This is a genomic window from Arcicella rigui, assembly GCF_034929435.1.
Taxonomy (GTDB): domain Bacteria; phylum Bacteroidota; class Bacteroidia; order Cytophagales; family Spirosomataceae; genus Arcicella; species Arcicella rigui.
This window is the reverse complement of sequence record NZ_JAYFUM010000014.1, coordinates 108,252-121,414: the sequence shown is the minus strand read 5'-3', so window position 1 is coordinate 121,414 and position 13,163 is coordinate 108,252. Positions and strand designations below refer to the sequence as shown.

Annotated in this window: 10 protein-coding genes; all 10 read left to right on the top strand. The window is 34.4% G+C overall.

Annotated features, from left to right (window positions below):
• Positions 1–55 precede the first annotated feature (55 nt).
• On the top strand, positions 56–1,159 hold the full coding sequence (locus tag VB248_RS12845; RefSeq protein ID WP_323297188.1) for an AAA family ATPase: 1,104 nt from the start codon (positions 56–58) through the stop codon (positions 1,157–1,159).
• Positions 1,153–1,806: a DUF4276 family protein gene (locus tag VB248_RS12840; protein WP_323297187.1), complete on the top strand. Its 654-nt coding sequence runs from the start codon at positions 1,153–1,155 to the stop codon at positions 1,804–1,806. The genes VB248_RS12845 and VB248_RS12840 overlap by 7 nt, the downstream gene beginning before the upstream one ends.
• On the top strand, positions 1,799–2,878 hold the full coding sequence (locus VB248_RS12835; RefSeq protein WP_323297186.1) for an aminotransferase class V-fold PLP-dependent enzyme: 1,080 nt from the start codon (positions 1,799–1,801) through the stop codon (positions 2,876–2,878). The genes VB248_RS12840 and VB248_RS12835 overlap by 8 nt, the downstream gene beginning before the upstream one ends.
• Before the next feature lie 208 nt (positions 2,879–3,086).
• Complete coding sequence (locus VB248_RS12830; protein WP_323297185.1) at positions 3,087–4,091, top strand: Gfo/Idh/MocA family protein; 1,005 nt, start codon at positions 3,087–3,089, stop codon at positions 4,089–4,091.
• A gap of 356 nt (positions 4,092–4,447) precedes the next feature.
• Positions 4,448–5,074, top strand: coding sequence for a DUF3137 domain-containing protein (locus VB248_RS12825; RefSeq protein WP_323297184.1), 627 nt, complete (start codon positions 4,448–4,450; stop codon positions 5,072–5,074).
• A gap of 1,266 nt (positions 5,075–6,340) precedes the next feature.
• Positions 6,341–7,333: a site-specific DNA-methyltransferase gene (locus tag VB248_RS12820; RefSeq protein ID WP_323297183.1), complete on the top strand. Its 993-nt coding sequence runs from the start codon at positions 6,341–6,343 to the stop codon at positions 7,331–7,333.
• A 13-nt stretch (positions 7,334–7,346) separates the two neighbouring features.
• Positions 7,347–8,216, top strand: coding sequence for a hypothetical protein (locus VB248_RS12815; RefSeq protein WP_323297182.1), 870 nt, complete (start codon positions 7,347–7,349; stop codon positions 8,214–8,216).
• Positions 8,217–8,220: 4 nt separating this feature from the next.
• Positions 8,221–9,774 (top strand): ATP-binding protein, encoded by a 1,554-nt coding sequence (locus VB248_RS12810; RefSeq protein ID WP_323297181.1) that lies wholly within the window; start codon positions 8,221–8,223, stop codon positions 9,772–9,774.
• A 695-nt stretch (positions 9,775–10,469) separates the two neighbouring features.
• Positions 10,470–11,720 (top strand): efflux RND transporter periplasmic adaptor subunit, encoded by a 1,251-nt coding sequence (locus VB248_RS12805; RefSeq protein WP_323297180.1) that lies wholly within the window; start codon positions 10,470–10,472, stop codon positions 11,718–11,720.
• Positions 11,717–13,162 (top strand): TolC family protein, encoded by a 1,446-nt coding sequence (locus tag VB248_RS12800; RefSeq protein WP_323297179.1) that lies wholly within the window; start codon positions 11,717–11,719, stop codon positions 13,160–13,162. The genes VB248_RS12805 and VB248_RS12800 overlap by 4 nt, the downstream gene beginning before the upstream one ends.
• Position 13,163: the final 1 nt, after the last annotated feature.

Here is a 13,163-nt window from a genome sequence, read left to right as displayed (position 1 = left end):
GCTTATATTTGTGCCACGTAAAGTGGCACAAACTATTTATACCCATCAATAAAGCATGATTAAGAAAATAACGATTCAAAATTTCTTTAGCTTTGGCACTGAACAAACCATCGAATTGAATGCTGATACCAATGTTCTTGTAGGAATTAACGGAGCAGGAAAATCAAATTTCATTAAGGCGATACGGTTGTTAAAGGCAAGTATTGAAGGAGATTTTGAAAAACTATTTTCGCAGAGATGGGGAGCATTTGATGGAGTAGCAAATTTTATTGACCCTTATGCAGATGAGATAAATATAACTTATGTTTTTTCCAAAGAATCAATAAACAAGCACGCATTTATTAGATATGCGAATGATGATATTTTCTACAATCTACATATTCGAAGAGTATTTCGTGGATATAGCATTTTCCAAGAAAGTATTTTGGAAAATGAACATATTTTAATGGAGCGAGAGGATGGTGATAAATGGTCTAATAATGAAGATTATGATATTTTCTTGAGCATTCTTCATATTGTAAAGAAACTTGCTGTTTATGACTATTTCGATACATCTTTTGAAAGCCCTATCCGTCAATTGTCGCCTTACTATTCAGAAGAGAATCTTTTAAGTGACGGCAAGAATCTGACAACTTTATTAAGCTATTTGAATGGAAATTCAATAAAGGTTTTTGATAAACTTGTAGAAGAATTTAAAAATATAAACCCAAATTTCAGAGAAATCGTTTTTACTACACCAGTCGCAGGAAAAAGTTTAATGTCGTTAAAAGAGAAAAATTTAGATAGAGCCATTACCATTGAACATATTTCTGATGGAACGTTACGATACTTATTATTGCTTTCTATTTTTTATAATCCTAAAAGAGGAAGCGTAGTTTGTCTTGATGAACCGGAAATGGGTTTACACCCCGATATGATTAATGGTATAGCCAGAGGCATTAAGTATGCGGCTCAAAACGGCACACAAATGATTATTGCTACACATTCGCCATTATTGTTAAATGCTTTTGAATTAGAAGATTTGATGATTTTTGAGAAAAATGAAGCGAATGAAACGATTGTGAAGAAGGTTTCAGAAGAAGATTTTCCAGATTGGGAAGGTGAATTTTTAGCTGGACAAATGTGGTTAAGAGGTCAAATTGGAGGAAAACGATGGTAGAAGTAAGCATTTTATTAGAAGGTGGCGTTCATCCTAATAGTAATGCCAGTGTCGATACTTTTGATAATAGTGAAAAACTTCGTGAGAGTTTTCATCAATTATTATCTGCAGGTTTAGACAATACTGATAATATAAGTATTGAAATTGATACCAAGGCTTCTTATACCAGTGTTTTAAAAGCAATCAAATCTGAAAAAAGAGTAAGCACAAATACTTTAGCTCTTTTGGATTTGGATGGAGAAGAAAGCCAAAGAGATACTCGAATCAAACAATATGAATTGGATGAGTATAAGGAATCTGTATTTTTTATGATTCAAGCCATGGAAGGATGGATACTTTCTCAACCAGAGGCTATTGAACGTACTTTTCAACAATACGAAAGAATTATCCAAAGTCCAATGGCGGAGTCTTCGTTGATTCAAAACGTAAAACCTGAGAGTATTGAAAGTCCAGATAAAGTACTGAATTCACTCTTACAGGAATTTTTTCAATATGAAAAAGGAGGGAAGATAAAAAAAGTAAAATACGGAAAATTGAAAAACTCTTATCTTTTGATAGAGCAACTTGATATTAATGTGTTGAAAAAGCAATTTGCTGATGTCAATAATTTACTGAACAAGATTAAAGATTTAACCATACATGCGTAAAACATACTTCACCCCCGGCCCGGCCGAATTATTTCCTACTGTCGAACAACATTATCGTAATGCTTTTGAGCTTCAATTAGGCTCAATTTCGCACCGCTCTGCTCAGTTTCGTAGTATTTATCAACATACAGTTGAGCAATTGCGTATTTTGATGGACATTCCCGAATCAAATGGTATTTTCTTTACGGGTTCTGCTACTGAAATTTGGGAACGTATTATTCAAAATACAGTCGAACACGAAAGCTTTCACTTGGTCAATGGTTCTTTTTCTAAGAAGTTTTACGACTTCTCGAAAGAACTCAACAAGTATGCTCATAAGTACGAAAAACCTTTTGGCGAAGGTTTTGATTATGCCGAAATTACTGTGCCAGAGTATGCAGAACTGATTTGTACTACTGCCAACGAAACGTCGTCGGGAGTACAGATGCGTCCTGCTGAAATTCATAAATTGAAACGTGCCAATAAGGATAAATTTGTAGCGGTTGACATGGTTTCTTCTGCTCCGTATCCAGATTTAGATTTTAATACGGTTGACACTGCTTTCTTTTCTGTACAAAAATCGTTTGGAATGCCAGCAGGTTTGGGCTGTTGGATTGCCAATCCTGCCATGTTGGAAAAGGCAAATCGTATGAAAACGCACGAAAATCAAATCGGTACTTATCATAGTTTGCCTTCATTGTTCAAAAATTTCGAGAAATTTGAAACGCCTGAAACACCAAACGTTATGGCGATTTATGTTTTAGGAAAAGTAGCCGAAGACATGAATAAAATCGGTATCGAAACGATTAGAAAAGAGACTGAAAGAAAAGCAAAACTATTATACAACTTTGCTGAGAAATCTGACTTTTTGGAGATTTTCGTAAAAAATCCAGAACATCGTTCGCAGACCGTTGTGGTAGTAAATGTTGTTGGAAGGTCGGCGGCAGATATTATCAAACAAGTACAAGCAGATGCTAATTTAGTCATAGGCTCAGGTTATGGCGACTTCAAAGCTTCTCAATTACGCATTGCCAATTTCGCCGCAGTGAATATCGAGCAAGTAGAAGCTTTGATTGAAGCGATGAAGCGTTAGGCTTTTTTAGCTTTTAGCTGACAGCTATGAGCTATGAGCTAACAGCCGTAAGCTTTGAGCTGTGAGCAGTGAGTTTTTTTACCAATAACACTCATAGCTCAAGGCTTAAATCTCAAAGCTCACGGCTCAAATCTCATAGCTCATAGCTCAAGGCTCACAGCTCATAGCTAAAATCTCACAACTTAAACCCCATAAATTCTTTACGTCAATGGATTCAACTTTTCAAACTTCAATAACTCGCTGGGGAATTATTGGCTGTGGAAAAATAGCCGAAAAATTTGCAGACGATTTAGTTGCTGATGTACCTAATGCTGTTTTACACGCAGTGGCTTCTCGTGATTTAGAAAGAGCCAAAGCTTTCGGAGCAAAATATAATACGCCTCATGCTTTTGGGAGTTATGAAGAAATGTTAAAAAGTGGTTTGATTGATGTAGTTTATATTGCTACGCCGCATGCTCAACACCATGAAAATACTTTGTTGGCTTTAGAAATAGGAGTACCTGTTTTGTGTGAAAAAGCATTTGCCATTAATACACAAATGGTGAAAGAAATGATTGCCAAATCGCAAGAAAAGAAACTCTTTTTGATGGAAGCTATCTGGACAAGATTTCATCCTGCTATCAATCAAATCGAAGAAATTATCAAGGCTGGCACTATCGGCGAGATTAAGCATATTGTGGCAGATTTTGGTTTCTTGGCTACTTATGATGAAAACGCTCGTCTGTTCAATCCAGCACTTACTGGTGGTTCTTTGTATGATATTGGTATTTATCCTTTGTTTATCAGTAAGTTATTACTCGGAAAACCTTCGGAAGTAAAGGCGGTAGCAACTTTAGCTCCCACAGGTGTTGACATGAATTGCTCGATGTCCTTAGCTTTTCCAAATGGTGCTACGGCTTCTTTATTCTCTACCTTTGCTGCTAAAACTGATACTACTTGTACGATTTATGGTACAAAAGGAAAAATATTTATTGCTGGTCGCTTCCATGAAACCTTTGGTTTTACTTTAGAGCTAACAGATGAAACTCCACAGTTTTTTGAAACCGAACGCAAAGGCTGGGGATATAGCTACGAAGCTATCGACGTTCAACGTTGTTTGGCAGAAGGCAGAATCGAAAACGACCGCCTTCCATTACAATTTAGCTTAGAATTGATGGAATTACTTTGCGAAATCAGAAGTCAGATTGGTGTAAAATATCCACAGGAAGCTTAGTAATTATGAGTTTTTAATTATGAATTATGAATGTATTTTGGATTTCTTAGCCGTTGTCCGTGTCTTCACGGACGACTATTTGTTGACTGTAGTGGGGCTTTAATTATCTGTCAAAAAGAAGTTCGTGGAGACACGAGTTTAGGCAAAGTACAAATAAGCCCAATATCTTTATTTTGTGAAAACCTCATCCCCAACCCCTTCTCCTGTTGAGAAGGGGCTTTTTTAGCTCCAAAAGTTCCCCTCTCAGCAGGAGAGGGGTTAGGGGTGAGGCGACCGACGCTCGGTTTTTAACCAATGAATCTTTGTAGAAAATCGTTTGTAGGTTACCTTTTTATTTCCACCAAATACAATAAACAATGGGATTGTTAAGAAATATTTTTGGCCCAAGTAAGGAAGAAATTTGGGTACAGTTAGAACAAGAAATTAATGCGACTTTAATCAAGAAAAAGAACTTTTTCGATGATTCAAAAGTAGTACTTGAACATAAAAATTGGACAATCATTTTAGATGTCTTTCATCGTTCGACGGGAAAGAGTTCAACGCCTTATACTCGGATGCGTTGTGCCTATATCAACAAAGATGATTTTAGGTTTACTATTTATCCAGAAGGACTTTTTACAGACCTCGCTAAGTACTTTGGAATGCAGGATATTGAAATAGAAGATAAAATTTTTGACGATACTTTTGTGCTAAAAAGTAAAAATCCAGATAAAATCAGAGCTTTGTTTAAAGATAAAAACATCAAAAATGATTTTCTGGCATTGGCGAATTTATCACAGTTTCAAGTGAAAGTACAGGATGATGAAGGATTTTGGGGACAAAGCTTTCCAGACGGCGTTGATGAATTGTATTTGGAAGTAGTAGGAATCATCAAAGATGTAGAAAAACTTAAAATCATGTTTAAGCTTTTTGCAGAAATTATGGATAGACTTTGCGAAATTGGTTCAGCCTACGAAACTCGCCCAGAGATTAATTTGAAGTAGTGAAGAAGTTCGTGGAGACACGAACTTTGGCAAAGAGATGAACTTCTGCAAAAGACACTTTCAAATTCATTTCTTCGCCGTTGTCCGTGTCTTCACGGACAACTATTTGTTAACGGTGGTAGTACTTTAATTATCTATCAAAAAAGAAGCTTGCAACATAAACTCATGGAATGACTTATCAAATAATATTGAGTAAAACCAGTCTATTGTCAGTCATGCCATGAGTAACGGACGACTTTTTGTTTACTGTGATGTTGTTGCTTTAATTATCTATCAAAAAAGAAGTTCGTGGAGACACGAACTTCGGCAAAAAAGACACAACCTTTCCCAAAAAACCTATTTTAAACCTCGTGATTTTATTTCTGTTTCAATCTGCTTTAAGATATAAGAACAGATAAAAAGAGCAAAAGAAAAGCTTCCACAAAGTATAAGTAAATTATACTTGTTACTTTTTATAGCAAAGTATATTAGCCCAAATGTTGCAATGAGCGTTATAATATAATACTGAGAATGCCCACAAAAGCTTTAAACTTTTTTTGTTTCGCTTTTAGCTCTTCTAAGGTCAATTCTTCGAATTTTCTGTTTTCTTTCATAAGGATTATCTTTATTTAGGTATTAGTAAGCATTTAATTAAACCTTCAGCCGTTGTCCGTGTCTTCACGGATAACTTTTTGTTGACTATAATTATTTATCAAAAAAGAAGTTCGTAGAGATACAAACTTCAGCAGAGTATTACTTGGCTTATTATTTTTCTTATTAGGGATTTATACCTGTTTCATAGCGTAGAATTACTCTAAAATAATTACTTTATTTTTTATTATTATAATAGTTATTTAAAATTACAAGTAACTCGACTCAATCTAACAATACTCTCTTGTTTCGATGCAACTATGTAAAGTGAAAAACTATTACTTTCAAGGTAAGTAACATTTAAAAGTTGGTATCCATATTGAGGAAAATAGGTTTACTAACGAGTTAATTCCCCAAAAGTATTCTTTACATCATTACTTTAACATATAAAGAGTCTTACATATAATTAGTATTTTAGAGAACTCGTTTTTAAAAAACCTTCTCTCAAGTTTGTTAAAATTGAAATTTGGAAGGGGTTTTGAAAATAAACTCTTGACTTTCAGGTTTATAACAATCATGATTTAGAATGAAATTATTTTATACTTATAAATTAATCTGAAATCTAATTTTAAATCACTTACTAATTATTAATAAAGAATAATGAATTCAACATATTACACGACAAATTATGGACAAATGTTACACGGAGATTCTTCTCAAATAATTCGAGAAGAACTTCTAAATGAATATAAAAACAAAATCCAGCTAATTATTACTTCTCCTCCTTTTCCCTTGAATTACAAAAAGAAATACGGAAATTTTAAAGGAGAAGAATACAAAGATTGGTTCGCCAACTTAGCACCTCTATATAGTGATTTACTAACTGAAGATGGATCTATTGTTATTGAAATTGGGAATTCTTGGGAACCACATCGTCCTGTTCAATCTGTATTACATCTTGAAAGTTTATTAGCCTTTATGAAAGCTGCTAATTTAAATTTGATTCAGGAATTTATTTGTTATAATCCATCTCGACTTCCATCACCTGCGAATTGGGTTACTGTTAATAGAATAAGAGCTGTGGATTCATACACACATGTTTGGTGGCTTTCAAAATCTGATTTCCCCAAGGCAGACAATAGAAAAGTTTTACGCCCATATAGTCAAGGGATGTTAAACTTAATCAAAAGACAAAGTTACAATACAGGAAAACGCCCTTCTGGACATAGCATTGGTGAGAAGAGTTTTTTAAAAGATAACGGAGGTGGAATAGCCCACAATCTATTGGAGTTTGAACCAATTGAATCTAAAAGAATAAATAGATTACCAAATAATATTACTGAATTTGTAAGATTGAATGACAATCCTGAATTACCCTCCAATGTATTAAGCATTGCAAATACAAATTCATCAGACTATTATTCTAAAAAGTGTAGGGAATTAGAAATCAAGAGACATCCTGCCACTATGCAAGCTGGTTTAATAGCTTTTTTTACTCAGTTTCTAACTGACGAAAATGATTTAATTTTAGACCCCTTTGGAGGAAGTAATACAACAGGATATATTTCTGAAAAGCTTAAAAGAAGATGGTTTAGTATTGAAATTATGGAAGAATATATCGAACAATCTATTTTTAGGTTTCAAGAGCCCAACTTTGAAACAAATCTAATAAAATTGAAAAATATTTAATCTTGTCTTACCCATGGCATCTATTAATCATCAGTATAATAAAAAAGAGGTGAATGTGTCTAATTTTTTATTACAATTTTTACCTAAAAAAGAGGTGAAATTTTCAAGTTGGCTTTACGAATTAAAGTCTTCTCTACATTTTGATGAATTAAAGTTACAAAGTGTAATTGCAAAAAAAATTCAAGAACATTTACCTAATTATAACATTATTTACTATAACAAAACTATTGTTTCTACATTAGACATTACACATAAAAATAAGCCTGATTTTCTAATGTGGAAAAAAGATTATACAGAATGGTATGTAATAGAAGTTGAATTAAAAAATCATTCCATAGAACATGTTGAGGAACAAATTTCCACGTTTTACCATGGCGATTATAGAGATGTAGAAACAATTTATGCCTATGTTAACGGAAAAAAACAAATAGATAAACTACCGTTCATTGATATGATTAGCAGTAAACGCCCAAAAATTATGCTTATTGCCGATCATGTAAGATATGAATGGGAAAAGGAATTTAAGAAATACAATTGTACTTTTGGGAGCATACAAATCTATTGTGATGAACATGAAAATTTCACATATCGTTTTAATGGTGATTGGCCACAAGAATATTCAAATTTTACCATATGTAAACTAGATAAATTTAACAGTACATTTAACATAAGTAATCCTAGTTTCTTTAGAAACTTTGGACTGAAATCTGGAGATAATATTGATTTATACTACAGAGGTATAGCCTCTAAGTGGGAGTATCTTTTTGATGAGCAAGCAGAATTCATCATCTATCTCGAAGATTATTTGGATATTGATTTAACTCAAGACAGATGGAAAATCATCAGAAATGCACAAAATCAGTTTCACTTATTAAAGTTTTAAAAACATGGATAATTTTAACATAGAAGTTGGATTACAATATATTGATTCATTTAAGCGTATTGCTTACCAGCCTTGGTTTGCATTAGCAGAATTTATTGATAACTCAACACAATCGTATTTCAATAATGAAAGGATATTAAAGGAAGAGTTTAAAAAAACTGGTGAAAGCTTAACTGTTTCTATAAATTACAGTAAAAAAGATAATACTTTAACAATTAAAGATAATTCTATCGGTATGAGTGTTGATGAACTTAAAAGTGCACTCATGATTGGTTTACCTAAAGAAAATGCAGGTAGGTCAAAGTATGGTATCGGGATGAAAACAGCAGCATGTTGGTTTGGCAATTTATGGACTGTTGAAACATCTAAATTGGGAGAGAATATTGGCTCGAAGATTACAATTAACGTACCACAGATAGTTGCGAGTAATAATGGAAATTTAGAAAATGAACCTTTTCATTGCTCTTCAGAAACCCATTATACAACAATAACTATTAGAGATTTAAATCGAAAACTACATGGTAATACATTAATTAAAATTAAAGACTTTCTTAGTTCTATTTACAGGATAGACTTTAGTAAGCATGGCTTAATCTTGAACTGGCAAGATGAAAAATTAAACTGGGAAGGTTTTGACGGAAAATTTTACATTACTCACGAAAACAAACCTTATAAGATTCCTTTTGAATTTAGTATTGGAAGTTCATCAAAGAGAGTTGCTGGCTGGGTAGGAGTTCTAGCTATTGGTAATGGTGGACGAGAAAAAGCTGGATTTTCAGTAATTCAGAATAATAGAGTTATTCAAGGTTGTCCAAAAGCCTATCGACCTTCAACTGTTTTTGGAACTCAAGAAAACGGCACGAATGATTTAATTAATCAACGAGTTGTTGGAGAGTTATTTGTAGATGGATTTGCAGTTAGTCATACTAAAGATCAGATTGATTGGGAAGATTATGAAGAAGAATTAGAAGAGGAACTTGGTAAAATTTGTGCTGATGCCAAAGCACTTGCACGAAATATTCGAGCAGGTAAAGGGAATAATTCAAATGAAGATTTTGAAAGAGTAAGAAGCGAGGCATTGGCTTTATTTGAATCTGAGTTAAAATCAGATGAATTTCGTGATAAACTCTTCTTGGAACAAATTCCCAATGAAAGAGTCCTTGAGATTTCATTCAAACGAATGGTTGAAACAACCATTTCGTCCGAAGAACCTGCATTAATAGTAAGTGTTGGAGATGAGGATGATTTTGTTTCAGTAAGAGTATATTTTAGAAAAAGCTCAGAATTTGAGCCTTATGTTGTTATTGAAACTACTCACATACAAAATGAAATTATCATTATTCTAAATGCTTTACATCCATATTGGTTAGATATAAAAATGATTGAAGGCTTTTTAACATACATTAGAAATTCGGTATACGATGGTCTATCTGAGTGGAAAGCAAGAAGGAAAACAAGCAGATTAAATCCTGAGACTATTAGGCACATTAAAGACTCATTTATGAGATTACCTTATGAAATCCTAAATAATAAGTTTTTCCCTCCTGATGACGAGTAAATAGGTAAGAGATAATTAAATTATCATCAGACATAATCTTCCATGGTAATTTACCCACGGACGACGTGAAAGGAACACTCAACACTTCACAAATTATCAAACCACAATTTCCCAAAAACTTATTAAACGGTAAACCACCCTTACAATAGCCCTTTGTTAGTCAACAAAATTGCTGTGTTGGCTTGCTAAAAATTACCTTTGCTTGAGGCTGAATTGATGCTGATTGAGGGAAGAATTTTGCTTGTTTACATAGCTTTTTTGTAAACAAACAAAACTTTTCTGCAAGCTTACAAAATTGTTTTGCAACCTTACAAAAGTATTTTGTAAGCTTAATTTGACTTTTTGTCGCCTTCTGAGCGTCGGATTTAAGCTTCAAAAAACCTTTGTAAACCAACAAAACTTCTCTGCAACCTTGCAAAACTTTTTTGCTGACTTACAAAGCTTCCTTGTAAACAAACAAAATCTTAAAGTATCCTTGCAAAACTTCTTTGTTGACTTGCAGAGAAGTTTCTTCAACCTGCAATATTCCTCTGTTTATCATCTAATTTTCTTCTTAAATCTTCCCTGTTCTTTCTCGCACAAACTGTGCTAAATCGCACGTTTATTGTATTTGTTATTTTGTTTAATTTACTGATAATCACTGTTTTGCTGTTTGGCATTGTGTTTGGAATACTAATAGCAAATCTTATAGTATTATGGACAAAGAAATCTCTCAAAACCTTATTAATCAACGTAAATCTAAAAAATGGTTTATCGGTTTGTCGCTTGTGTTTGCCTTGCTTGTGTTGTTGTATTTTTTTAGAAATTCGCTTCAATCGTCTTTGGAGGCTTCTAAAATCAGAACGGCGGTGGCTGAAATCGGTAGTGTCGAAAATACGCTAACGGCTTCGGGCGAAGTGATTCCTGCTTTTGAACAAAGCATTACGAGTCCGATAAAAGCCAGTATCAAAAAGGTGTTTTTTAGTACGGGTGCTGCTGTAAAGGCTGGTCAGCCGATTATGGATTTAGATAAATCGCTGACGCTTATCGAACTGGAAAAGCTCAAAGACCAATTGGCTTTGAAACAAAACAGCATCGGAAAACTAAAGATGGATTTGGATAAAAAAATCTATGATTCCGACATCAGTGATAAAATTAAATCGCTGACTATCAATCGCCTGAGAGCCGATTTGGAAGATACTAAACGTCTGCAAAAAGTGGGAGGACGCACACAAGAAGATGTCACCAAAGCCGAAAACATCTTGAAAATTGCTGAATTAGAAAAGGCTCAATTAGAAAATGAATTGAATTATCATCGCAAATCGGTGGGGGCAAATGTGCGTGAGTCGGAATTGAATGCTGAAATTGAAAGTAAGAATTTAAAAGAATTGCAACATAAAATCACGATGGCGGATATTGTTGCCGACCGTGCTGGCGTGCTTACTTGGGTGAATGATAAAATTGGTTCTGCCGTCAATGAAGGTGAAATGTTGGCAAAATTGGCTGATTTGGGCAGTTTTCGGGTTGAAGGCTCTTGTTCTGATGCCTATTCCGACCAATTGAAAGTGGGCATTCCTGTGATTGTGAAAGTCAATGAAATCAGTTTGCGTGGCATAGTGGTACAAATCAAACCTTCGGTAGCCAATGGCATTGTACAATTTTCGATTGCTTTAGACGACAACAAACACGCTTCGCTTCGCCCCAACATGAAAGTAGAAGTGTTTATCGTCACCAATCGTATTGCCAATGCCGTGCGTGTTGCCAATGGTCCCGCTTTTAATGGCAAAAGAAAAACATCAGTGTTTGTCTTGGAAAAGGGCATTGCCAAAAGAAGAGAGGTAGAAATCGGTTTGTCGAATTTTGATTTTGTAGAAATCAAAAGTGGCATTCAGGCAGGCGAAAAAGTAATTATTTCGGATTTGAGTCAATACGAACATTTGAAGGAAATTAAAATTGAACGACGATGAAAAAGATTTTACTCGCTTTGTTGTTCATCAGTAATATTTCCTTTGCACAACAAACAGCATTAAGTTTAGAGGAGGCAGTACAAATGGCAAAAGATAAATCTATCGCTGCGAAACAGGCTTCTACCCAAAAGGAAACAGATTTTTGGCGATTCAAATCTTTCCAAGCCGATTTTAAACCGCAGTTGAGTTTGAGCGGTTCTTTGCCAAGTTTTACCCGTTCTTTTATTCAAGTATTGCAACCTGATGGAACGGTGGCTTTTCAGTCGGTTTCCAACAATAACTCTACTTTAACGCTTGCTTTAAGCCAAAGTATAGCCAAAACTGGCGGAACGATTTTTATTCAAAAGCAATTGCAACGCTTTGATGATTTTGAAAGAAATTCCACTTTGTATAATGGCGTACCTGTGGCTTTTGGACTGAGCCAACCGCTTTTTCGATACAATCAAATGAAGTGGGACAAGCAAATTGAGCCTTTGAAGTATTCAGAAAGTCAGCAAGTTTTTCTGGAATCTTTAGAAAAGGTTTCTTTGAATGTGAGTGATTATTACTTTGATTTATTGATTGCTCAGGTGAATTTACAGATTGCCGAAAAGAACCGAAGTAATAACGACACGCTGTATAAAATTGCTTCAAAAAGGTTGGAATTGGGCAAAATTTCAGAAAATGATATTTTACAATTGCGTTTGTCTGTGCTAAATGCCCAAAAAGATTTAGCTTCTGCCAAGCAACAAGCAGAAGTAGCCATGTTGCAACTGAAAGCTTATATTGGTTACAGAGAAGCCAATAAGTTTGATTTAGCGATTCCTTTTCAGCTAAAAAACGTTGAAATTGATGCTCAAAAAGCCATTCAAGCGGCTTTGGGAAGTCGCTCGGATGCGATTGCTTTTAGAAGAAGAATCCTCGAAGCCGAAAGAGATTTAAACAAAGCTAAAGCTGAAAATGGTTTAAATGCCAATTTGAATGTCGCTTTTGGTTTGTCGAATCGAGGTACAAAACCTTTGGATATTTACAAAAATGCCCAAGACCGTGAATTTGTAGAGATTCAGTTTACTTTGCCCATCATGGATTGGGGAAGGTCGAAAGCCCGAACAGAAACAGCGAAAGCGAATCTACAACTTACTCAGCAAAGTGTAGAACAAGACAAGCTGACATTCGAGCAACAGATTTATACACAAGTAACACTTTTTGAAATGTTACAAAAACAAGTAAAGCTCACGGCAGAAACAGATGAAATAGCCACCAAACGTTATCAAATCGCACAAGACAGGTACATTTTAGCTGATTTGAGTATTACAGATTTGGGCATTGCTTTGCAAGAAAAAGACCGAGCCAAACGAGATTATATCGTTGCCCTCAGAGATTACTGGCGAGCGTATTATACTTTACGATATTATACTTTATACGATTTTGAATTAAATGAATCTTTAAATCTTAGAAAATAAT